This is a genomic window from Carboxylicivirga sediminis (assembly GCF_018156225.1).
Taxonomy (GTDB): Bacteria; Bacteroidota; Bacteroidia; order Bacteroidales; family Marinilabiliaceae; genus Carboxylicivirga; species Carboxylicivirga sediminis.
The window spans coordinates 31,680-54,060 of the sequence record NZ_JAGTAR010000014.1 but is presented as its reverse complement, the minus strand read 5'-3'; the positions used below and the strand labels follow the sequence as shown (position 1 = coordinate 54,060).

At 40.6% G+C, this 22,381-nt stretch carries 22 protein-coding genes; 17 read left to right on the top strand and 5 right to left on the bottom strand.

Features of this window, described 5'->3' with window-relative positions:
- The first annotated feature begins 59 nt into the window (after positions 1-59).
- Positions 60-1,886 (top strand): alpha-amylase family glycosyl hydrolase, encoded by a 1,827-nt coding sequence (locus KDU71_RS10430; protein ID WP_212190553.1) that lies wholly within the window; start codon positions 60-62, stop codon positions 1,884-1,886.
- Positions 1,887-2,026: 140 nt separating this feature from the next.
- Complete coding sequence (locus tag KDU71_RS10425; protein WP_212190551.1) at positions 2,027-2,245, top strand: hypothetical protein; 219 nt, start codon at positions 2,027-2,029, stop codon at positions 2,243-2,245.
- A gap of 291 nt (positions 2,246-2,536) precedes the next feature.
- Here the strand turns inward: KDU71_RS10425 and nhaD are convergent, their stop codons facing one another.
- Entirely contained in the window at positions 2,537-3,898 is a 1,362-nt protein-coding gene (nhaD, locus tag KDU71_RS10420) for a sodium:proton antiporter NhaD (RefSeq protein WP_244828364.1), read from the bottom strand.
- 91 nt (positions 3,899-3,989) lie between these two features.
- Complete coding sequence (locus KDU71_RS10415) at positions 3,990-4,319, bottom strand: hypothetical protein (RefSeq protein WP_212190540.1); 330 nt, start codon at positions 4,317-4,319, stop codon at positions 3,990-3,992.
- Positions 4,320-4,537: 218 nt separating this feature from the next.
- Between KDU71_RS10415 and KDU71_RS10410 the strand changes: the two genes are divergently transcribed.
- From KDU71_RS10410 to KDU71_RS10375, 8 genes are all read left to right on the top strand, one after another.
- Positions 4,538-5,137 (top strand): DUF4294 domain-containing protein, encoded by a 600-nt coding sequence (locus KDU71_RS10410; protein WP_244828362.1) that lies wholly within the window; start codon positions 4,538-4,540, stop codon positions 5,135-5,137.
- Positions 5,138-5,199: 62 nt separating this feature from the next.
- Complete coding sequence (recR, locus tag KDU71_RS10405) at positions 5,200-5,820, top strand: recombination mediator RecR (protein WP_212190536.1); 621 nt, start codon at positions 5,200-5,202, stop codon at positions 5,818-5,820.
- A gap of 1 nt (position 5,821) precedes the next feature.
- Entirely contained in the window at positions 5,822-6,274 is a 453-nt protein-coding gene (locus KDU71_RS10400) for a hypothetical protein (protein WP_212190528.1), read from the top strand.
- Between the two features lie 12 nt (positions 6,275-6,286).
- Positions 6,287-6,718 (top strand): BT0820 family HAD-type phosphatase, encoded by a 432-nt coding sequence (locus KDU71_RS10395; RefSeq protein ID WP_212190526.1) that lies wholly within the window; start codon positions 6,287-6,289, stop codon positions 6,716-6,718.
- 48 nt (positions 6,719-6,766) lie between these two features.
- Entirely contained in the window at positions 6,767-7,936 is a 1,170-nt protein-coding gene (locus KDU71_RS10390) for a glycosyltransferase family 2 protein (protein WP_212190524.1), read from the top strand.
- A 112-nt stretch (positions 7,937-8,048) separates the two neighbouring features.
- Positions 8,049-9,635, top strand: a complete 1,587-nt coding sequence (locus KDU71_RS10385) for a PD40 domain-containing protein (protein WP_212190522.1) — start codon at positions 8,049-8,051, stop codon at positions 9,633-9,635.
- A 139-nt stretch (positions 9,636-9,774) separates the two neighbouring features.
- Positions 9,775-11,697, top strand: coding sequence for a PD40 domain-containing protein (locus KDU71_RS10380; protein WP_212190520.1), 1,923 nt, complete (start codon positions 9,775-9,777; stop codon positions 11,695-11,697).
- Positions 11,697-12,209 (top strand): GNAT family N-acetyltransferase, encoded by a 513-nt coding sequence (locus tag KDU71_RS10375; RefSeq protein ID WP_212190511.1) that lies wholly within the window; start codon positions 11,697-11,699, stop codon positions 12,207-12,209. Before KDU71_RS10380 ends, KDU71_RS10375 begins: the two co-directional genes overlap by 1 nt.
- Position 12,210: 1 nt before the next feature.
- Here KDU71_RS10375 and KDU71_RS10370 read toward each other — a convergent pair whose 3' ends face one another.
- Positions 12,211-12,666, bottom strand: a complete 456-nt coding sequence (locus KDU71_RS10370) for a type I restriction enzyme HsdR N-terminal domain-containing protein (protein WP_212190509.1) — start codon at positions 12,664-12,666, stop codon at positions 12,211-12,213.
- Between the two features lie 143 nt (positions 12,667-12,809).
- Between KDU71_RS10370 and KDU71_RS10365 the strand changes: the two genes are divergently transcribed.
- Genes KDU71_RS10365 through KDU71_RS10345 form a run of 5 tightly spaced genes read left to right on the top strand, consistent with a single transcriptional unit; the run spans position 12,810 to position 16,630 of the window.
- Entirely contained in the window at positions 12,810-13,586 is a 777-nt protein-coding gene (locus KDU71_RS10365) for an AMP nucleosidase (RefSeq protein WP_212190507.1), read from the top strand.
- 12 nt (positions 13,587-13,598) lie between these two features.
- Positions 13,599-14,600 carry a DNA polymerase III subunit delta gene (gene holA, locus KDU71_RS10360; protein ID WP_212190505.1) on the top strand — a complete coding sequence of 334 codons (1,002 nt, stop codon included), beginning with the start codon at positions 13,599-13,601 and terminating at the stop codon, positions 14,598-14,600.
- Positions 14,601-14,640: 40 nt separating this feature from the next.
- Positions 14,641-15,252 (top strand): rhomboid family intramembrane serine protease, encoded by a 612-nt coding sequence (locus tag KDU71_RS10355; protein ID WP_212190504.1) that lies wholly within the window; start codon positions 14,641-14,643, stop codon positions 15,250-15,252.
- 2 nt (positions 15,253-15,254) lie between these two features.
- Positions 15,255-15,752, top strand: coding sequence for a D-glycero-alpha-D-manno-heptose-1,7-bisphosphate 7-phosphatase (locus KDU71_RS10350; protein ID WP_212190500.1), 498 nt, complete (start codon positions 15,255-15,257; stop codon positions 15,750-15,752).
- Positions 15,752-16,630, top strand: coding sequence for an aminotransferase class IV (locus KDU71_RS10345; RefSeq protein ID WP_212190498.1), 879 nt, complete (start codon positions 15,752-15,754; stop codon positions 16,628-16,630). The genes KDU71_RS10350 and KDU71_RS10345 overlap by 1 nt, the downstream gene beginning before the upstream one ends.
- Here the strand turns inward: KDU71_RS10345 and KDU71_RS10340 are convergent.
- On the bottom strand, positions 16,599-17,192 hold the full coding sequence (locus tag KDU71_RS10340) for a YqgE/AlgH family protein (RefSeq protein ID WP_212190496.1): 594 nt from the start codon (positions 17,190-17,192) through the stop codon (positions 16,599-16,601). The genes KDU71_RS10345 and KDU71_RS10340 overlap by 32 nt on opposite strands.
- Positions 17,193-17,522: 330 nt before the next feature.
- Between KDU71_RS10340 and KDU71_RS10335 the strand changes: the two genes are divergently transcribed.
- Positions 17,523-19,439 carry a Na+/H+ antiporter NhaC family protein gene (locus KDU71_RS10335; protein WP_212190494.1) on the top strand — a complete coding sequence of 639 codons (1,917 nt, stop codon included), beginning with the start codon at positions 17,523-17,525 and terminating at the stop codon, positions 19,437-19,439.
- Positions 19,440-19,559: 120 nt separating this feature from the next.
- Here the strand turns inward: KDU71_RS10335 and KDU71_RS10330 are convergent, their stop codons facing one another.
- Positions 19,560-21,983 (bottom strand): alpha-ketoacid dehydrogenase subunit alpha/beta, encoded by a 2,424-nt coding sequence (locus tag KDU71_RS10330; RefSeq protein ID WP_212190492.1) that lies wholly within the window; start codon positions 21,981-21,983, stop codon positions 19,560-19,562.
- Positions 21,984-22,135: 152 nt separating this feature from the next.
- On the opposite strand from KDU71_RS10330, the gene KDU71_RS10325 reads away from it, so the two are divergent.
- Positions 22,136-22,378, top strand: coding sequence for a hypothetical protein (locus KDU71_RS10325; RefSeq protein WP_244825053.1), 243 nt, complete (start codon positions 22,136-22,138; stop codon positions 22,376-22,378).
- The last annotated feature ends 3 nt before the right edge of the window (positions 22,379-22,381 follow it).

Genomic DNA, 22,381 nt, shown 5'->3' with positions numbered 1-22,381 from the left:
AAGCAGCTTTATCTATTTTGTGCAGTCACCCATACACACATCTTTTTAATTCGATTAAAATGAAGATTCGCACAGTCTTAATCAGTAGCCTTTGGGTTGTTTCCAGCCTTATATGTTTTGGAAAGGACATTAAAATAAGTCCTCAGAACTGGTGGATTGGGATGAGTAGCCATAACGTTATTGTCATTGCCGAAAACATACCATCAGAAGTACAAGACATCAGTATTAATCCGGCTCACATCACCCTAACGAAGCACTACCCCGCCGCCAACAGCAGTTTCCACATTCTTGAAATAGCTGTGCCTGACAGTGTTCAACCTCATATAGCTAACATCACATTTCACACCAAAGGTAAAAAGCCTTATACCCTGCCCTTCAGGATTGAAAAACGTAAAGAACGAGCTGAATACGTGTCGCTTCAACCAGCAGATGCCATTTACCAGATAATACCAGATCGTTTCTGTAACGGCGATGAAAAAAACGATAACATCAGCAGCTACTTCGAGAAAAAAGATCGCCTCAACCCTACCGGCATTCATAGCGGCGACCTAAAGGGTGTTCTTTCAAAACTGAACTACATTGCAGAGTTAGGATTTACAGCCATTGAGCTGATGCCCATACTGGAAAGTAACCTGATGATGAACTCCTATAAACGTCAGGCTCCAACTAATTTCTATCAGATTGATCAACGATTAGGCGATATTAAACTCTACAACAACTTACTGGAAGCCTGCGAGCAACAAAACCTTAAATGCATACAGACCTTTAACCTGAATCAGATTGGCAATCAACACCCTTTCTTTAAAGAGATGATTGATTCTACATTCTTTTACAACGAAGTTTTTGGATATGATACCGACTATCCTAACCACGATGTACTGACTGATCCATACAGCCCACCTCAAACACAAGAGAAAAACAGACGGTTGATTGAATACTCAAACTTTCCTACCCTGAACCAGCACAACACGCTCGTCAACAAGCTCATTATTCAACATTGCATATGGTGGATTGAAACAACAGGCTTACAGCACATTAAAATTGATCAGGCAGCCAGAAACCAACCGGTATTGATTGAGGCGTTATACCAACAACTGAAGCGCAACTTTAATGATCTAACAATTGTTCTGGATAATCACTCTTATACTAATCAGCACATCTATTGGGAGCCAATTGCCGGAGAATTAAATACGCTAATATACAACTACAACTATCCGAAGATTATGGCCGATGCCTTTTCGCCTTTTCAGGATTCTGAAATTGGTATTGCATCAATCTACAATTATTCACTCAATCAATCACCTGCTCAAGCACGCCATAACATTATTATGCTCGACAATCATACGCTGAATCGCGCATACACTAATGCCGATAGTGACATAGAGCAACTATTGATGATGACTGCCCACTTACTAACGTCACCTGGAATTCCATCTATCTATTACGGAACAGAATGGATGATTAAAGGCCTGCAAGGCAAGGGACTTAGCAATTTATCCAAGGATTTTCCGGGAGGTTGGGAAGACGATGTAGTCAATGGTTTTACAGGTACTGGCATGAATGCTGAGCAGCAGCAGTTTCATGACAACCTCAAAAAGCTGCTCAACTGGCGAAAAGCGAATACTTCAATACTGAATGGTCATTTTTATCACTTCTTTCCCGAGAACGATTTATATGTCTATTCAAGAGGAAATGAACAACAGGCCTTGGTGGTGTTTATTAATAACTCTAGCGCTTCGAGCTACCGGGTTGAAACAGAAGAATACAAGGATATCTTATCGCAATACAGTTGGGGAATCGACATCATAACTGATGAATCATACAAAGATTTTAACGATGTAAATATCCCACCTAAATCAACCATTATTCTGCATCTAAAAAAGTAAACATACGCATGTGTGTATAGGCTTACCAAAGCTTCGGTAATTTGAGCGAATTGGGATAGCAAATGGTCTTTTCAGAGCCATTTGTTTATGTTCTATTGGCGAATTTTACCGTCTTAATTTTTCCCTGTAAAACTATACACATGTCTAAGAGATTAAACAGCACAAGAAAAACTAACTATCAGGAGGATCAGTTATTGTTTATTTTAATGTCTTACCAATTTGATGTAGACCGCACTAAGAAACTAATTGTTACTCCGGAAGATTATGCTCCATTGAACCTCAAGCAGATTGGGCTGGAATTAACAGGAATCTTTCGTCATCTGAAAAAAATGGGATGGTTCATCCCCCAGGTTCTATGAAGTTTGAGCAAAATAGCAGTGCCTATAATTCCACGAGGATATACGTTTAAAAGTGAATGACCGAACAGACTAAATCAGGGACGGTTTCTGTCCGGCCAAATCACTTCAACCAAAAAATATTAAAAAGAACCGGTTATTACACGAATAACCATCACAATTACGGTTAGAACAACTACCCCAATCCACATTTTAGAGGATTGATAATTGTTAGCACTATTGATTTTAAGAGAAATATTTTTCATTGCTATAGATTTAAAAGACATATACCTCTAACCCTTTAAAAGCATTAGATTAAAATAATTGTACCTGAATATAATATGCTACTGCACCAGCCAGATAACCCACCAGGGCAATCCAGCTTATACGTTTGAGGTACCACAGAAAATTAATTTTCTCAAGTCCCATTGCAGCTACACCCGATGCCGAACCAATAATTAACAAGCTGCCACCTGTACCGGCACAGTAAGTCAGGAAGGTCCAAAAAACACCATTTTGCACAAAGTTACCGGCCATTCCAACAGCATCGGCAGCCTCAATTGAATACATACCCATAGAAGCAGCTACCAATGGTACATTATCAACAATCGACGAGATAACACCTATCAGCAGATTAATAGCGTAAATATTATGGACCTTATTATCCAACCACTGTGATAACACATCTAAATGACCGGCCGATTGAAGGGCGGCCACAGCACTTAATACGCCGAGAAAAAATAAAACAGTTGGTATATCCACAGCCTTTAGCGCTGCAGTAACTGTCAATGTTCGTTTATCAGCAGCACTGCGTTTTTTTAGGTATCTGTCGGTCATAATCCATAACACTGACAAACCAAGCAACATCCCCAAATAGGGTGGCAAATGGGTGATAGTTTTAAAAACAGGAACAGATATTAAGGCAAGCGTACCAACTACCAACATAAATACCCGTTCCTGGTGCGTGGTAAACTCACGCGTTTCATCATCTGGCAACACCGGCTTTATAGATTGTCCTTTAACTGTAAAAAGACTAAACAATACCGTTGAAACCAACATATTAACAACACTCGGTACAATTAATGATCCTATTATATGTGCCGCTGTTATCTGACCGCCTATCCAAAGCATTATAGTGGTAACATCACCAATTGGAGACCATGCACCGCCTGCATTGGCTGAAATAACAACTACACTGGCAAACACCCACCTGTTTTCCTGTTTGGTTAATAACTTTCGTAAAACAGTAATTAAAACAATAGTGGTTGTGAGGTTATCAAGCACTGCCGACATAAAAAATGTGAGCAGACTAATAATCCAAAGAAGCCGCTTAATATTACCACTCTCAATTTTACTGGTAATAACCCTAAATCCCTGGTACTTATCAACCAGTTCGACAATCGTCATGGCACCCACCAGAAAAAACAAAATAGATGATATCTCCGACAGGTGGTGAAAAAGCTCATGATGCGTTATGAAATACGTTACATCTCTTGCATGAGTTTTGGAGAACTGTAACCAGGATGCGCTGGCGCCATTGGATAAAATCCCTTCTCCTCCCAAAGCATAGATTGCCCAGAGTAGGGTGCCAATACATAATGCTGTTGCCGCTTTATTAATATGATTTACATGTTCAAACACAATAAATCCGTAGCCCACGACAAAGACTACAACCATTAAAAGAAACATATGATAGTTTTGCTAAAAGGAAAAAACCTCTAGTTATAATAATAAATTAGCTAAAAGAAGATAGCCCCGATAAGGCTTATTAGGCTAATGGTGGAGATGTGTCTGATTCAAAAAGAATAAAGAAGCAAAAACTATGAAACAGGTGCGTTAGAGTGCCACTATGCGGATAAACGGTAGTTTGTTCTTGCTCACCAACAAAAATAATATGCGTTAATGCATCGGCTTCTTCCTCCCCAGTTTCAAAATTATTTTCGCTAAGGAGAACCTGTTGTAAATTACTTGAATGATAGGCATTATCTGACTCAACCTGGTAGTTTTTATCGCATACATAGTCATATGCAAAAGTTACTTTTGCAGAATTAAAGATGACCATTGTAATCATCACCGATATGTACCAGATTTGACTCATGCGATTATTTAAGGCGGCAAATGTAGTATAAAATTTGCTGGCTTGATTCTTAAAAAAAACTAAAAATATGGTGAGCTCACTTCAAACACATACAACAAGTCATATGTTGATATATTGAAAACGGATCCATTGCCTTTGAAAAGCCACCATTAAAACATTTGCAACATAAGTGGTTCCGGTTCTATTTTTGTAGTATGCTAAACACCTGTAAAAACATATTGAAAAGAAGCGCATTAATAACGGCATTGCTGGTATACTCACTAACCAATTCCAGTATTGAAAGTCAGGAATTAGCCGATTCCATCAACCTGATACTGCAACACCGAATTGTGAATCACGACACCATACCGCATGTCAACCTCAAAGAAGTGCCGGTGATACCACCGTATGTCTTTAAAAATAAACGAGCCAAGCGCCATTATGGAAAGCTGGTAAGAAATGTAAAAAAAGTTCTTCCATATGCACGTAGCGCTGGAGAAAAAGTAAACACCATCAATGCCGATTTAGCCCTGCTTACCAATGAGAAGGAGAAGAAAACATACCTCAAAAAAGCCGAAAAGGAGTTATTTGATGAATTCGAAGCACCACTCCGGAAATTAACCTTTTCGCAAGGCCGGCTGCTTATTAAACTCATCAACCGCGAAACAGGCAACACCACCTATGACTTAATCAAGCAGTTTAAAGGTGGTGTATCTGCATTCTTTTGGCAAGGAATAGCACGCTTGTTTGGTTCCAATCTTAAATCGGAATACCATGCCGAAAGCGAAGATAAAATGATTGAACACATCATTTTGCTCATTGACAGCGGCATAATATAATGCCACAAAAGCCTGTTGCAAGATACAATCTTTACTATCTTTATGGCCCAATATAAAATTCAATGTCACCATCATCATATCCATCCAAATTACTTGAAAATGCTGTTAATGAATTTGCCAAACTACCTGGCATCGGACGAAAAACAGCATTGAGACTGGTACTGCACCTGCTTAAACAAGAAAAGGAGCAAGTATATAAATTTGCTGATACCGTTCATCACATGCGTCAGGAAATCATGTACTGTAAGAGCTGCCACAACATTTCCGACAGTGAAACCTGCAACATATGTGCCGATATGAACCGCGATCACAGTACAATATGCGTAGTTGAAAGCATCAGGGATGTGATGGCCATTGAAAGCACGCAACAATTTTCAGGTGTATACCACGTTTTAGGCGGCGTTATTTCACCTATGGATGGTATTGGACCCGATGACCTCACCATTGCACCGCTGGAAGAAAAGATAAAAAACGGTTCGATCAAAGAAGTTATTTTTGCCCTGAGTACAACTATGGAAGGCGACACAACCAACTTCTATCTTTATAAAAAGTTTGACAAGTATAATATCACCACCACCACCATTGCCCGCGGCGTATCAATTGGTGATGAATTGGAATATACCGATGAAGTAACGCTTGGTCGTTCACTAATTAATCGTTTACCCTTTGAAAAGACAATTTAATATGAGCTCTCAGAAAACTATAAAACAAATCCGACTCATTTACTTTATTGTAAGTATTCTGCTGGCAGTTTTCGCGGCCCTGGCATTTGTTTTTATCACTATAAACGGACGCGTGTACCCGATGGATCTGGCTGCAGAAAGCAACCTCAAATCATTGATTATCATTTTAGCACTTGCAGGTATACCAGCCAGTTACATGTTTCACAACCGAAAAGTAAAACACATTAATCCCGACTTGGGTGCAGAAGCAAAACTACAACAGTACCGCATGGCCTATTTCATTAAAATTATGACGCTAGAAGGCATTTCATTGCTAAGCTTACTTGGCTACCTGATGACAGGCAGCCTTAATCAACTGATGATCTTCGGTCTTGTATACCTGTTTTTATTGCTTAATTACCCCCGAAAAACAAGTATATTAGAAGAATTAACTATTGATCCTAACGAACTTTAATCCTCTATTAGTATGTTGATAGCTGTTGATTTTGACGGAACCATTGTAGAACATAAATACCCTGCCATTGGCAAAGAGCGGATATTTGCTTTTGAAACATTAAAATCACTGCAGGATAAAGGCCACCTATTGATATTATGGACCATCAGAACCGGCAAAGAACTGGATGAAGCCGTTGAATATTGCCGTAAAAATGGCATCGAATTTTACGCTATTAATCGCATGCATCCCGAAGAAGAATATACAGATGGCATCAGCCGTAAGGTTAACGCCGACCTGTTTATTGACGACCGAAATGTGGGCGGTTTTATGGGTTGGGGAGAGATTTGGCACTGGATCAATAAGGACGCTTCCGATAAAGAGAAGTCTGATTATCAGCAAAGGTATTTGAAAGCAAAGAAACGAACACTTTGTGGCTTTTTGCAGGCAATTTTCTGCAGATAATAACATTTATCTGATATTCGCGTTCATAAGTACTGAGTGAGATACATTATGAATGATTCAAATATAGAGTTATCAATAATAATTGTTGGCTATAATGCTATTGATTTTCTGAAGCTAACACTTGATGCAGTTTCGAAAGCCATATGCAACATTAATGCTGAAGTATTACTGATCGATAACTCAAATAGCCAATTACTGCAGGCAACAATTCGGAAACAATATCCTTTTGTAGAAATTTTACCCAATTCTGAGAACCTCGGGTTTGCCAAAGCCAACAACCTTGGTCTTAGAGCAGCTAGGGGGCATTTAGCCATACTGCTTAATCCTGACACTATTGTAGCTGAAGATTCGTTTAGTCAGGTATTGAAGTATTATAAAAATAATCCAAATACGGGTGGACTGGGTGTCAAAATGATCGACGGCAATGGACACTACCTCAAAGAATCCAAGAGAGGATTCCCTGATGTTAAAACATCCTTTTTTAAACTAGCTGGTCTCCACAAACTTTTTCCACAATCTAAACTATTTGCAAATTATTACGTGGGTCACCTCAACCAAAATGACATTCATTCAGTAGATGTTTTATCAGGTGCTTTTTTAACCATACCACGCGACAATAAAAGCAAGTTCACTCAATTGGATGAATCGTACTTTATGTATGGTGAGGATATTGACTTATCATGGCGATTAAAACAGGCACATGGCAGTAACATTTATTTCCCAAACACAACCATCATCCATTTCAAAGGGCAAAGTACTATTTTAAACAGAACAATCATCGGACACTTCTATAATGCCATGTGGCTTTTTTACAAACAGCATATCTACTCTAACAAATGGTGGCTAACTAATTCACTCATATGGAGTGGTATTAAGCTGGCAACCAATCTACACATAGCATCAAACTTGCTTACACACTGTAACCACCAAAGAAGTAAGCATTCTTACTTTCAGAAAAGTATTCTATTGTCAGACAATAAAGGGTTGCAACAGTCAATCAATAATGCGCTCGGTACTATAGTTAAAATTTCAATATCAGGCATTAGTAAGTCTGCCGATAACCAATTGACCATTTTCGACTTTGCTCATACCTCATATAAAGCAGCAATTGAAATGATTGAAAAGCAACCAGGCAATTATGCTTTTCTAACTTATGATCAAAAAAGCCTGATTATATGCACACAGTCTGATGGAAAAGGACAGGTGATTCACCTTTAATTATTTACATCTAGCCAAAAAGAAGCTACTATTAGGGTTCTTATCCTTGCCTATCATTAATGATTTTTGCAATTTTATTCTCATTATTGAGTCACTGACAAATAACCTCATCATGATAAAGAACTTCTTAATTATCATACTTTGTGCCATTGTGGTTCCTGCGATAGCATCTGATAAGAAACCACGCAAGAAAGACCTGGTGCCGATAGAAAACCTCATGCAAGTTGATAACTACGAAAAAGCAGCCGCTCAAATCAAACAATTACAAAAAAAGCATCCTGATAATCCCTATCTCTATTTGATTAATGGCATCTGCCTGCTTAATATTGATGGAAGAATTAAAGAAGCTATACATCCCTTGCAGCTGGCTAAAGCACATTACGGCATATACTCAAATAAAAATGACAATGCGCTTAAGGCCAACTATCATCTCGGACAAGCCTATCATCTTACCTACAAATTCAAAGAGGCTCTGGCACTATTCGAAATATTACAAGATAGCGTTCCCGTTAACCGCTCCAATATACATGCGCAGTTGAAGCAGCAAATTAACTTTTGCAAAAATGCTATTGAGCTCGAAAAACAACCGGTTGAGTTTCGCATCACCAACCTTGGTCAGGCTATTAATACTGAGTATGACGAGCACAGTCCTATCATTTCCGGCGATGAAAATCTATTAATGTTTACCTCCAACAGAAAAGGGTTGAGCAAAAAGATAAAGGATGAAGCACTTTTCCCTGAAGACATTTACTCAACCAAATGGCGCGATGGACAATGGCTCCCTTCGGTGAATGCCGGCATCAGTATCAATACCAATAAATATGATGCCACCTGCAGTTTAAGCTCCGATGGTCAGTCTTTAATTATTTACAGAAACGAAGGGAATGGAAACCTATACATTTCCCAGCAATCCAACAACAAATGGTCGGAACCTCAAAAGCTTCCTAAGCCTATTAATTCTGCCTACGAAGAGTCGCACGCCAGTCTCTCCCTTGACGGCAATAGCATTGTTTTTACCAGTACAAGGCCCGGCGGGTTGGGTGGCAAGGATATATACATATCCCATAAATTACCCACTGGAGACTGGGGGAAAGCAAGTCTGCTGAGCTCAGCTGTAAACACACCACTCAATGAAGAGAGCCCCTTCTTATCATACGATGGTCAAACATTATTCTTTGCTTCTGAAGGCCATACCTCAATGGGTGGATATGACATATTTAAATCGGAGAAAGACAGCAGTGGTAACTGGGGTAAAGCTGTTAATATTGGTTATCCGATAAATACACCAGGTGATGATTTGTTTTACATTCCAACATTGGATGGACAACGCGTCTATTTTGCCTCTGAGCGCAATGAAGGTTATGGTCGTTCAGACATATACATTATAGAATTCCCCGAAACAGATGAACGCTCACTTGCCGTTGTTTCAGGCTATTTATTTACTGAAAACGGGCAACCTTCCTCTGAATCTGTCATTACCGTCACCAAGGCATTATCCGATGAGGAACAAGGCATTTTCAGACCTCAAACCAACACCGGGAAATATACCATGATTTTACCAACAGGGATTGAGTATATAATGACCATTGAAACACCAGGTATGATTACCATCTCAAAGGAATTAAAGTTACCCTACAGAACCAACTATAAAACCCGAACGGGTGCAACATATCTTGAACCAATGGTATTGAAGAAATAGTTGTTTACAAATAATTAATCAGAAGATCTATCATAAATCAATGCTCATTCATAAAAAATAGAAGTATATCAAACATTACCTGCACATTTTTAGTTATTTTGCAAAGTCAATTTAAAACCAAACATTAAGTACTGAAGGCATGATACGACCAAATGCACTCTTTGTAGCCCTTTTTATTCTTATCGCCCAACTAACACTGGCTCAATCTGACAAAAAAACTGATGACAAAAAGTTTAATCAGGCTGTTAAATTAGCAGATGATAAAGATTTTGGTGAAGCCATTAAACTATTTTCCGATATCCTGGAAAATGAGCCGAATAATGTACCCGCACTCTATAACATTGGCAACTGCTACCTTAACACCTCTGACGGCCCCGATACGGCTATCGTTTTCTTCCAGAAAGCATACAGTTTACTTCAGGAAGACGAAAAAATTGGTGATGTAGGTGTTGACATCCAACTATCCATTGGTAAATCATATCAGTACCTTTTAGAGCACGAAAAGGCCATCAGTATGTATGAAGAGCTCATTAGTATATTACCTGCCGAAGATGAGTTACTAAGACAGGAGGCCTTGCGTGAAATAGAAATCTGTGAAAATGCCATTGAACTGATGCAAGAGCCGGTTCAGCTTAAGGTGAAGAACCTGGGACCTAATATCAATTCAAAATATGACGACCATAGTCCGTTAATTTCTGCTGACCAGAGTATGCTGTTCTTTACCTCACGCAGAGCATCAAGTTATAGTGAACTGCTATTTGATGGACAATATGCCGAGCGCATTTATTCGTCAACCAAAGAGGAAGAAGAATGGGACAAGGCCAAATCATTAAAGGAACTATTCAGGCGCTCAGGACATGAAGCTGGTGTAAGTTTGTCGGCCGAAGGCACTGAACTGATTGTGTACCGTAACGATGTAGATGGAGCTAACCTCTACATTTGCCAGTATGATGGTGAAAACTGGGGGGAACCAGTAAAGATGGAAGAGCCCATCAACTCAAAATTTGAAGAAACACATGCTACTACATCAGCCGATAAGCAAACTATGTATTTTACCAGTAACCGCCCGGATGGTTTAGGCGGGTTGGATATATACCGTGTTCGCCGTTTACCTAATGGTGAGTGGGGCAAGGCTGAAAATATGAAGGCTTTCAATACCCAATACGATGAAGAAACACCCATACTGCACCCCAATGGCAAAGTAATGTATTTTAGTTCCGAAGGCCACAACTCAATGGGGCAATTCGATATCTTCTATTCGGTAATGGATGACGAGGGTAACTGGGGACCGGCCATTAACATGGGCTACCCGATTAACACTCCCGATGATGATTTCTTTTTTGTACCAACCGCCACGCCCAATATTGCTTATTATGCATCGGCAAGATACGATGATAATTTAGGAGGATCAGACATTTACCTTGTAGAATACGAAGAGCCTGAAATCAACCGCCTGGTAGTTATTAAAGGCTGTGTTAACTCAACCAACGAAGCACCTATTGAGAATGTACAAATCTCCGTTACAGAACAAGGAGAAACTGAGCCGGCTGGTATTTACAAACCACACCCTGGAACTGGTAAATATGTGCTAATACTGGAAGCAGAAGGTAAGTACAATATCGAATATAAAGGCACCGGTTTCGAAAGTCAGGAGAAAACCATTGATGTTACCCGGGAAATGACTTACAAAAGTACCAATCAAACATTTGACATTGATGATGTGATGCTGGTGGCCATTCCTCAGCCTGAAGTAACAGAAACAAAACTACTGGCTGATGATGCAACAGAAACCACTTATGATACGAGTGATGGCATCCCGTACTATACAGTGCAGATTCTTGCACTCAAAAAACCTATTGCTTCGTATGATATTTTTGTTGATCTGGAGCAAGACTTGATTAAAGAATACAAGTGTACCGATGGATTCTATCGTTATGCATATGGCTCCTTCAAAGGCTATAAAGCCTCTCTAAAAGGTAAGGATAAAGTACTGAAAACAGGCCTGTGGAGTGATAGTTTCATCAGAGATATCAAACAATACGACCAATTGACGAAAGAGTAATGAAAACAGAAGAGTTGGTTTTAAGAGCACTTGAACCTGATGATATCGACCTGCTCTACCAATGGGAAAATAATATGGATATATGGGAGGTGAGCAATACGCTCACCCCTTTTTCTAAGTACCAGTTGCAAAAATTCATTGAACAGGCACAACTTGATGTATTTCAAACTAAACAACTCCGGTTAATCATTGAACTGGAGCCATCAAAAAAAGTGGTTGGCATGATCGACCTGTTTGATTTTGACGGTTTTCATCAGCGGGCTGGTATTGGCATAATCATTCACCAAAATTACCGTCAACAGGGATTTGCCTATGAATCACTAATAATGTTTACTGAATACTGCTTCAATAATCTGGGACTTAACCAGCTTTATGCCAACATTTCTGTTCACAACACAGGCAGCATTGCCCTGTTTAAAAAAGCCGGTTTTATGCTGGTTGGCATTAAAAAGAAATGGCGAAAAACAAAAGACGGATTTGTAGACGAAGCCTTATATCAACTGCTACGTTAAGTTATTTATACACCTCAGTGGCCTCGGGTATTGATTTAAGTAACTCATAATGGCCTTCTTCGTTAAGTAGCCGCGCGCAATAGTGCTGCATACCATTAGTTACAATCAGATAATCAACATTTAGGCGTGTATTATAACGGGCGGCCTGGTTAAACACCTGCTTTGTAACCGGCACCTCAGGCGCCTTACACTCCACAATTATCACCGCCTGCCCTTTTTTATTATATAGAACTATATCAGCTCGCTGACTCAAGCCATTGACCTTTACCGGCATTTCTACTGCAATTAAACCAGGTGAATAGTTCAACTGCTTAACCAGATAGTGCACAAAATGCTGCCTTACCCACTCCTCAGGCGTTAATGCCACATATTTCTTACGCACCTCATCAAATACCTGAAACTTGCTGCCAACAGGCTTTGTTTTGAGTTGTATCGGAGGAAGATTAAGTTGTTGCATGAACGGCTAATTTTTCAACAAAATAAATCAAATTCAACAGAAAAAGTTACCTTAGCGTGAAGAATAAAATTCAGCATCTCGCACTTTATTCCCATCGTGCCAGGCGAAACCGCTACCGCACTTAACCTTAAAAATTTTTTCGGATGAAAACCAAGAAAGAAATTGTTGACAATTGGCTACCCCGCTACACCGGTAGAAAACTGGAGGAATTTACGCCATATATCCTGCTCACTAATTTTAATCATTACATTGAGCTGTTTTCGGAATGGTACGATGCCCCAATTATCGGACGCAACGGAAGTATGCCCAATTGCAGTGCCAATGGCATCACCATCATCAACTTTGGTATGGGAAGCCCCAATGCAGCTACTATGATGGATCTGTTGAGTGCTATCTCACCTAAAGCCGTGTTGTTTTTGGGTAAATGTGGTGGACTGAAAAAGAAGAACGAGCTGGGCGATTTTGTATTACCTATTGCTGCCATACGCAGCGATGGTACTTCTGACGATTATCTGCCACCTGAAATACCAGCCTTACCTGCTTTTAGCCTGCAACGTGCGGTATCAAGTGCTATCCGTGATAGTGAAATGGACTATTGGACCGGCACTGTTTTCACCACCAACAAACGGGTATGGGAATACGATGAGCGCTTTAAAAAGTATTTGGAAAAAACACGCGCCATGGCAATCGATATGGAAACTGCAACTATTTTTACAGTCGGTTTTTATAATCATATACCTACAGGTGCCCTATTATTGGTATCTGATCAGCCAATGATTTCAACTGGCGTTAAAACAACGGCCAGCGACAAGGTAGTTACTGAGAATTTTGTTGAGAAACATATTCAACTGGGTATTAAAGCCCTGTCTACTATAATGAATAATGGCAAATCAGTAAAACACCTGAAATTTGACAGTTAAGAAAACAGTTTGATGACTTTTGAGCAGATATTACAGGAACTTAAACAAAAAACCTATCGTCCTATTTACTTTTTAATGGGCGATGAAGGCTATTTCATTGATGAGATAACCAACTATATTGCCAATAACGTACTGACTGAAGAAGAGAAGGGCTTTAATCAGGCCATTCTTTATGGAAAAGATGTCGATACAACGGATATTATCCATGCAGCAAGGCGCTTCCCTATGATGTCGCAGCATCAGGTGATTATAGTAAAAGAAGCTCAGAATATTCCTAAAATTGAAGACTTGGAGGTGTATGCCAATAACCCGCTCATGTCAACCATTCTGGTGATTAACTATCGCTACAAAACACTTGACAAGCGCAAGAAGTTTTATAAGAGTGTGGCTAAAAACGGCATCCTCTTTGAAGCCAAGAAGCTATACGACAATCAAGTGCCTCAGTGGATCAGCACTTACCTGCAGTCAAAAGGAAAAACCATAGAGCCCAAAGCATCGGCTTTGCTGACTGAGTTTTTGGGCAGCGACCTGTCGAAAATTGCACACGAATTGGATAAGCTGGAACTGGCAATAGGCGCCAACATCACCCAAATCAATTCAGCTCACATCGAAAAGAACATTGGGGTCAGTAAGGATTATAACAACTTTGAGCTACAAAAGGCTGTACTGAATAAAGACATCGCCAAGGCCAATAAAATAATACTGGCTTTCGGCAAAAACCCCAAGGCCTACCCCATTCAAATGACTACAGTTACGTTATTTGGCTATTTTCAAAAACTACTGGCCTATTATTACCTGCCTGATAAATCGAAAAATGCCGTGGCTGCTGCCCTGAAAATAAATCCTTTCTTTGTGGCAGATTACACTACCGGGGCGCGACACTATCCGGCGCGTAAGGTTGTACAAATCATCAGCCTTATTCGCGAGTACGACATGAAATCGAAGGGTTTTGGCAGTGCCACAACAGAGTCGGGCGAGCTGCTGAAAGAGTTAATCTTTAAAATTATGAACTAAGAGCCTGTCATATTTTCATGACGTTCTACAACTATTTAGAATGAATATCGCAATTATTATCATCATCGTCATCTGTTTAATCAGTATTGCCGGCTTTAGTCAGCCCGAACTGATTTATAAATACCAGTTCAATGCCTGGCAAATTAAGCATCGAAAAGAATATCTCCGATGGATTAGTCATGGTTTTTTCCATGGCAGCTGGATGCACCTGCTCATCAACATGTTTGTTTTATGGTCATTCAGCCGTGCCGTGCTGTTCTATTTTATGCGCAGTCTGCCAGGTAACAGTAATATTGTCTTTTTGTTGTTCTTTTTTTCTGCCATTGTTGTTTCCAGTATCTATTCTTATTTAAAAGAGAAGGATAACTATAATTACAACGCCATTGGCGCATCAGGCGCTGTATCTGCAGTTGTTTTTGCCAGCATCCTGTATGATCCATTCCGGATTATTTACCTTTATTTCATTCCAGTTCCTGGTATATTACTCGGCATTGGTTATTTAATTTATTCAAGGGTAATGTCGCAACGAAACACAGACAATATTGGCCACGATGCGCATTTTTGGGGAGCCGTATATGGCTTTGTGTTTCCAATCCTGTTAAATCCTTCGTTGTTGAGCCGATTCTTCAACGAATTAATTTCTATATTTTAAATATGAGTCAAAAAGCAGTTTTTATCGATAGAGATGGTGTTATCAACAATGATGAAGGCCATTATTACATATACAAGGTCAAGGACTTCAAACTAAACAAAGGTATTATTGAAGGGCTAAAACTATTGCAGAATGCAGGCTACAAGCTGTTTGTCATCACCAACCAGGGAGGTGTTGCCAAAGGCAAATATACCGAAGATGACGTCGAAATGGTCCACGGTCACTTCCTTCAGTTGATGTTTGATAACGATATTCGCATTACCGATATTTACTATTGCCCGCATCACGATAGTGTAGAACTATGTGACTGTCGTAAACCACAACCTGGTATGATTATTCAGGCCATAGAAGAGCACCAGATTGACAAAACCCAGTCATACCTGATAGGCGATTCGGAACGAGACATTGAAGCTGGTAATGCAGCCGGCCTGAAGCAGTGCTTCCTGATCGATAAAAACAGCTCAATCATGCCAGTCTGCCAAACAATTATTAAGCAATAATGCAGCAACCATTCTACATTGTATTAAATGGTCATAGACTATTAAATGATACGCCTGTTCTAAGGTCCGAGAACCGGGCCTTCAGATATGGCGATGCTTTGTTTGAAACCATACGTTGCATGCATCAGCGCCCGCTTTGGTTTACCGATCACTATCAGCGCCTGCTTAATGGGATGAGCCTGTTAAAGATGGATGTAAAAAGCTTACCGCCAGCAGGCATCCTTGCAGCAGAAATTAGCACCCTGATACAAAAAAACCGTCTGTTTGGGGATGTAAGAGCCAGACTGACTATCTTCAGAGAAGAAGGCGGATTGTATACGCCAGCTGGCAACAAGGTGAACTATCTGATTGAAGTATCACCACTCACAAGCAATGGCTATGAGTTGAACAACAAAGGGCTTTTGATTGATGTGTATACCTCTGAACAAAAACCCATCAACCATTTTAGCCATTATAAAACAGCTAACGCACTGTTGTTTGTAATGGCCGGACTATTTAAGAAAGAACAAGGTAAAGATGATGTGCTTATTCTCAACTCACACCATCACATCATTGAAGGATTAGCCTCTAACCTGTTTTGGGTGATTAACCAAGAGGTATTTACTCCTTTACGTTCAACTGGCTGCGTAGATGGCATTATGCGTAAGCAAATTATTCGTTTATTGAGAGAGAACCACCTACGTGTACATGAAGTTAGTGGCACCGATCTTAACACCCTTTTACAGGCCGAAGAAGTATTTCTAAGCAATGCCATACAAGGCATACAATGGGTAGTAGGCTTAAAACAAAAGCGCTATTTCTGTAAGCTCAGCAAAGATATTTGTCGATGGTTAAATGAAGATGCTGCTAATTATATGCAGGATTCTCAGGAAAGTTAGTCCAGGCTTTAAACACATCGCCAAGACCTTCCATGGCATGTGTCCAAATATGATCAATATCCTCATTCATAATCATTTCATCATCCACGTCGGCCACAATCCATGAGTTTTCATCAATCTCTCCTTCAAGCTGACCTGGTGCCCAGCCTGAGTAGCCTGCAAAAAACTTCACCTGGGTATGGTCAGCCAAACCAGTATTGACCAGGTTCTTAATCGCATCAAAATCACCACCCCAATAAAGTGAATCGGTTATTTTAACTGCATTAGGCACTTTATCGCCCAATGTATGAATGAAGTAGAGGGTATTGGATGAAACCGGTCCACCAACAAACAATTCACCTTTAAAATTAAAGAGATCGTCAATGACTTCATCAGGGTACAGGTCAGATGATTTATTCAACACAAAACCTACGGCTCCATCCTCACTATGTTCGGTTAAAAAAACAATTGAGCGACTAAAATAGGGACCTTGTAAAAATGGTTCCGCTATTAATATCCGACCTCTTGCAGGTTTTAATCCTGGCTTTTGTGCCTTAAATATGTCAAAATCCAAACTTTTCATCTTTCCTTACTCTGTTTTAATTCTCCACCACAAATGTTGGTTTACTTGATTCCCCTATCTCTCTTGGTCAATCTGGTTGTTTAAATGTACTATTTTATATCGAAGCTCCCATGATAAAAAAGAAACATTCCTCAATAAAATATGGCCGTTTACCAAAAGTTGGAAAAATATAACCGCTTCATTTACTTGACATTGATATCAATTTAATACATATCTTAGGAGAATACAAGCATTTAAATGTATTTTTGCAGATTCATAAGCCGAAGTATTTCATTCTTTTGAGCTTACCGATCCCAAATTTTTAGTTTTATTAAATTAAAAATTCCAAAGATGTTAAAGCTAGTTGCAAACCGACTTTTGTTAATCACTTTTATATTGCTGGGGCCTTTATCGCTCATTAAAGCTGAGGATGTTCCAAAATCATACCTCGAACTTCCACCGGCTATAATGAAGCATGTACCCACAGTTATAAGGATACAGACTGCCAATCCTGATGATTTTGTGGAACCCATCCTGATGATTGACGGCGTGAAACGTGAAATTCTGTCTGATGAAGAGGGGCTGTATCATGAATATACTTTTACCGAAGCGGCAGAAGTTCAATTAATACAACAAAGCAGGATTGAAAGTAAGCGCATTACGCCTATTCCTCTCTGGTTATCTATTCTTCCCCCATTGATCGCTATTGTTATGGCGCTAATCACCAAAGAAGTATTTTCTTCCCTTTTCATAGGCTTGCTAATAGGCACCTCCGTTATCTATAAATACTCGGGCATTGGCTTTTTTGTGGCTATTTTTAAAGGGGCCTTTGCCATTATTGACACTTACCTGATGCATGCCCTGCTCAGCCACGAGCACTTATCGATCATTATCTTTAGTATGCTCATTGGCGGAATGGTGACACTTATATCGCTCAACGGCGGGATGAAAGGCATAGTGAATATCCTATCAAAATATGCCAATAACAGACGCTCGGGTCAGTTTATCACCTACATCATGGGGATGCTGATATTTTTTGACGACTACGCCAATACGTTGGTGGTAGGTAACACAATGCGCCCCGTGACGGACAAACTGAAAATATCTCGCGAGAAACTGGCTTACATTGTTGATTCCACATCGGCACCGATTGCAGCTATCGCTTTTATCACCACATGGATTGGTGCTGAGCTAAGCTATATACAACAGGGTATTGCCGAAGTTGGCTTGTCATCATCGGCCTATTCTGTTTTTCTTCAATCATTAAAATACTCTTTCTACCCCATACTAACCCTCATCTTTGTTCCCATGCTGATATGGCAAAGGCGTGATTTTGGTCCCATGCTGAAGGCCGAGAAACAGGCAAAAATGGCCTCGCATGAATCAACTGAGAAAAAGGGCCGTTCGCCACAGATAATGAAAGAGCTTGAAGTAGCTGAGGATGTTCAGCCCCGCTGGTTTAATGCAGTTATACCGGTTTTCATTGTGGTAGCTGGCACCATAGCCGGACTCATTTATACCGGATGGAACCCGGCCATATGGGGAAATGACCACTTAAGTTTTACCAGTAAACTCTCCACAACCATTGGCGATGCCGATGTATTCAATGCACTCATATGGTCGTCATTGGCAGGCGTATTTGCAGCATTGCTGTTAACCACGTCGCAACGCATTCTAAACCTCAAGGAAAGCATCGAAGGCTTAATCAATGGTTTTAAAACCATGTTTCATGCCATTTTAATACTGTCACTGGCCTGGTCACTGGCATTACTGACTGAACACCTGCACACGGCAGAGTTTATCACCGGTTTGTTAACCAGCATTAATATCAGCCCTGAATTTATACCGGCTCTCACCTTTGTATTTTCAGCCGCCATTGCGTTTAGCACTGGCTCCAGCTGGGGAACTATGGCCATCATTTATCCATTGATACTGCCTGCCATATGGAAAATAGGTTTGGAAGCAGGCCTGGATACTGAGGCGATACTACCACTGTTTTACAACGCTGTATCCAGCGTGCTGGCTGGTTCGGTATTAGGTGATCATTGCTCGCCTATTTCGGATACAACCATATTGAGTTCTCTGGCCTGTTCGTGCCATCATATTCACCACGTACGAACCCAAATGCCCTACGCATTAGTGGTTGGCAGCATTGCCTTAATAATGGGAACACTGCCTTCAGCTTTTGGCTTTCCTGTTATTGCCTCCTATGCGCTGGCGATAGGGATACTATTTGTATTTATTCGCTTAAAAGGAAAACTGATATAGGGTTTTAGACATATTATCTTATCTGACTTCTTAAGAAGACTGGTAAACCGAATAAAAAAAGCCTGGGCCGATATATTCTTATATCAAGCCCAGGCTTTTAGCTGATAGACTATATTTGTTTTAATAAATAGCCGGGAAACGTTTGGGATCGCTTTCTGCCATAAGGGCATAAATAGCTTCGTAAACATCCTCTGCATTGGGATTACTAAAGTAATCACCATCTGTACCATAAGCCGGACGATGATCTTTAGCCGTTACTGTTTTAGGAGCTGCATCGAGGTGATAAAAACCACCATGCTCTTCCACCACTTTATGCATCATATAAGCTGTTGCCCCTCCTGGTACATCTTCGTCGAAGAAAACCACACGATTGGTCTTCTTTAAGGATTCAGCAATGACTTTATTAACATCAAAAGGCAGTAAGGTTTGTACATCAACCAACTCTACAGAAACACCAATATCAGCCAGTTGCCTTACCGCATCCTCAGCAATACGCACACATGAGCCATAGGTCACTAAAGTCACATCAGTTCCTTCGTGAATGATTTCAGGCACGCCCAGCGGCACCTTGAACTCTCCAATATTAGACGGCTGCTTCTCGCGCAGTCGATAACCATTAAGCGGTTCAATGACCAGTGCCGGATCATCGGCTGACAGAAGTGTATTATAAAAGCCTGCTGCCCGTGTCATATCACGTGGCACACATACATAAACCCCGCGGATAGAATTAATCACCATGCTTAATGGAGAACCGCTGTGCCAGATACCTTCGAGGCGGTGCCCACGGGTACGCACAATCAACGGTGCTTTTTGCCCATTTTTAGTACGGTAGCGAGTGGTTGCCAGATCGTCACTCATGGTTTGCAAAGCATACAAGAGGTAATCGAAATACTGAATTTCGGCAATGGGGCGTAATCCGCGTAATGCTAATCCGATACCCTTACCCAATATGGTTGTCTCCCGAATACCAGTGTCGCGCACGCGCCAGTCACTGTATTTAGCCTGCATACCTTCCAGGGTCTGATTCACTCCACCTAAAAATCCTGTATCCTCACCAAAGGTTACCACTTTAGGGTTATTTCCAAAGATGTGGTCAAAGTTGTCCCTCAGAATCTCGCGACCCGGAACACTTGGTGCATCATCAGCATATGCCGGTGCAACAGATGCTACTTTAAGAGCTGAGTAATCGTCCTCACTGTATAGCCATTTACTGTAATTTTCGTGGCCTTCATCAAAGTACTTTTTCACCCATGCTTTCAACTGCGATTTCATGCTATTGGGTTTTTCGCAGGCCGAGCAGTAGTGACGCAACACCTTACGGGCAGCACTCAGTATCTCTTTACGGTTAAGCGAAAGGCTGGACTGCAAACCAGCCACAATACCATCAATTTTATCCTGCTTTATCTCACTACAAATACAAGTTTTCTGTGTAATGATATCCAACAGCTCTTTTCTCTCCGCCTTAAAAGCGTCCATTAGCTCTTTAAAGGCTTCCTTTTGAGCCGCTTTCACTTCTGTAAGCGCGTCCTGCTCTATACCATCCAGCTCTTCATCTGTAGCCAGATTACTTTTGACCACCCACTGGCGCATTTGCACCAGGCCATCATATTCTTTTTCCCATTGCAGGCGTTCGGGCGTTTTATAGCGCTCATGCGAACCACTAGTTGAATGGCCAACAGGCTGTGTCAGCTCTTCCACATGAAACAAAACGGGCACATGCTCTTCGCGGCATCGCTTAATACCCTCCTCGTACATTTGACATAAGCCTGCATAATCCCATCCTTTGGCCGTATAAATAAGCATCCCGGTTTGGTCCTTTGGTCCTTTCTCAAAGCCTTTCAATGCCTTGCTGATGCTTTCCTTGGTTGTTTGCATCTTTTTAGGAACCGATATGCCATAGCCATCGTCCCATACAGACACAGCCATTGGAATCTGCAGCACGCTTGCCGCATTAAGCGTTTCAAAAAAGTGTCCTTCGGATGTACTGGCATCACCAATAGTACCAAAAGCCACCTCATTACCATTGATACTGAATTGATCAAATTGCTTGAGAGCCGGATTATTACGGTATAATTTTGAGGCCATGGCCAGTCCTACCAAACGAGGCATTTGACCGGCCGTTGGTGATATATCAGACGAGGTACATTTCATAGCAGTTTGGCTCTTCCAGTTGCCATCCTCATCAATTAGCCTTGTGCCAAAATGGTTATTAAACGAACGTCCCCCATTATCCGGGTTTAATTCGGTTCGTGTTTCTCCGTATAACTGTGCAAAAAACTCCTTGGGTGTAATCATACCCGCCGCCAGCACAAAAGTCTGATCGCGGTAATATCCCGAGCGCCAGTCGCCATTTTTATATTGTTTGGCCATAGCAATCTGGGGGATCTCTTTGCCATCGCCAAAAATTCCGAATTTTGCCTTTCCTCCAAGCACTTCCTTACGAGCCAATAAACTCATATTGCGGCTCACACAGGCTATCTTATAGTCGGTAATCACTTCTTTCTTAAACTCAGCGAAGCTGAGTTCACTTCCTTCTACAGACATATAAATGATTTTTACTGTTTTTTAGTTGCTGATCACAAATCTAGCAAGAATGTTGATTTTTTATTGGGCAACTATCAAACATATGAACGAGGTCGTTTGTTTGGTTAATAGCAAATTTTAGTACTTTTGTGCCGAATTTAAACTGATAGATTATGTGGCCGGTTTTATTATTGAGTGTTGTATTGATGGGAATTGTGTTTGTGTTGATGTCCATTCGGATTTTACTGCAAAAGAATGGTAAGTTTCCTAATACGCACATTGGTGGAAACAAAGCGCTGAATGACAAAGGTATTTATTGCGCCACTACACAAGATAAGCTGGCACGTAAAGAAGCCTTTAATATTAAGCCGCTTAAGCTGGATGGCGAATACGAAAGCCAGACAACAAGTTGCTAAGAC

What these genes read in the sequence shown, in the direction of transcription:
- holA (WP_212190505.1), top strand. Translation starts at nt 13,599, where the DNA reads ATGACTTTTGAGCAGATATTACAGGAACTTAAACAAAAAACCTATCGT.
- KDU71_RS10340 (WP_212190496.1), bottom strand. Translation starts at nt 17,192, where the DNA reads ATGAAAAGTTTGGATTTTGACATATTTAAGGCACAAAAGCCAGGATTA.
- nhaD (WP_244828364.1), bottom strand. Translation starts at nt 3,898, where the DNA reads ATGGTTGTAGTCTTTGTCGTGGGCTACGGATTTATTGTGTTTGAACAT.
- KDU71_RS10390 (WP_212190524.1), top strand. Translation starts at nt 6,767, where the DNA reads ATGAATGATTCAAATATAGAGTTATCAATAATAATTGTTGGCTATAAT.
- KDU71_RS10370 (WP_212190509.1), bottom strand. Translation starts at nt 12,666, where the DNA reads ATGCAACAACTTAATCTTCCTCCGATACAACTCAAAACAAAGCCTGTT.
- KDU71_RS10350 (WP_212190500.1), top strand. Translation starts at nt 15,255, where the DNA reads ATGAGTCAAAAAGCAGTTTTTATCGATAGAGATGGTGTTATCAACAAT.
- KDU71_RS10355 (WP_212190504.1), top strand. Translation starts at nt 14,641, where the DNA reads ATGAATATCGCAATTATTATCATCATCGTCATCTGTTTAATCAGTATT.
- KDU71_RS10430 (WP_212190553.1), top strand. Translation starts at nt 60, where the DNA reads ATGAAGATTCGCACAGTCTTAATCAGTAGCCTTTGGGTTGTTTCCAGC.
- KDU71_RS10395 (WP_212190526.1), top strand. Translation starts at nt 6,287, where the DNA reads ATGTTGATAGCTGTTGATTTTGACGGAACCATTGTAGAACATAAATAC.
- KDU71_RS10345 (WP_212190498.1), top strand. Translation starts at nt 15,752, where the DNA reads ATGCAGCAACCATTCTACATTGTATTAAATGGTCATAGACTATTAAAT.
- KDU71_RS10425 (WP_212190551.1), top strand. Translation starts at nt 2,027, where the DNA reads ATGTCTAAGAGATTAAACAGCACAAGAAAAACTAACTATCAGGAGGAT.
- KDU71_RS10415 (WP_212190540.1), bottom strand. Translation starts at nt 4,319, where the DNA reads ATGAGTCAAATCTGGTACATATCGGTGATGATTACAATGGTCATCTTT.
- KDU71_RS10325 (WP_244825053.1), top strand. Translation starts at nt 22,136, where the DNA reads ATGTGGCCGGTTTTATTATTGAGTGTTGTATTGATGGGAATTGTGTTT.
- KDU71_RS10365 (WP_212190507.1), top strand. Translation starts at nt 12,810, where the DNA reads ATGAAAACCAAGAAAGAAATTGTTGACAATTGGCTACCCCGCTACACC.
- recR (WP_212190536.1), top strand. Translation starts at nt 5,200, where the DNA reads ATGTCACCATCATCATATCCATCCAAATTACTTGAAAATGCTGTTAAT.
- KDU71_RS10380 (WP_212190520.1), top strand. Translation starts at nt 9,775, where the DNA reads ATGATACGACCAAATGCACTCTTTGTAGCCCTTTTTATTCTTATCGCC.
- KDU71_RS10400 (WP_212190528.1), top strand. Translation starts at nt 5,822, where the DNA reads ATGAGCTCTCAGAAAACTATAAAACAAATCCGACTCATTTACTTTATT.
- KDU71_RS10375 (WP_212190511.1), top strand. Translation starts at nt 11,697, where the DNA reads ATGAAAACAGAAGAGTTGGTTTTAAGAGCACTTGAACCTGATGATATC.
- KDU71_RS10335 (WP_212190494.1), top strand. Translation starts at nt 17,523, where the DNA reads ATGTTAAAGCTAGTTGCAAACCGACTTTTGTTAATCACTTTTATATTG.
- KDU71_RS10385 (WP_212190522.1), top strand. Translation starts at nt 8,049, where the DNA reads ATGATAAAGAACTTCTTAATTATCATACTTTGTGCCATTGTGGTTCCT.
- KDU71_RS10330 (WP_212190492.1), bottom strand. Translation starts at nt 21,983, where the DNA reads ATGTCTGTAGAAGGAAGTGAACTCAGCTTCGCTGAGTTTAAGAAAGAA.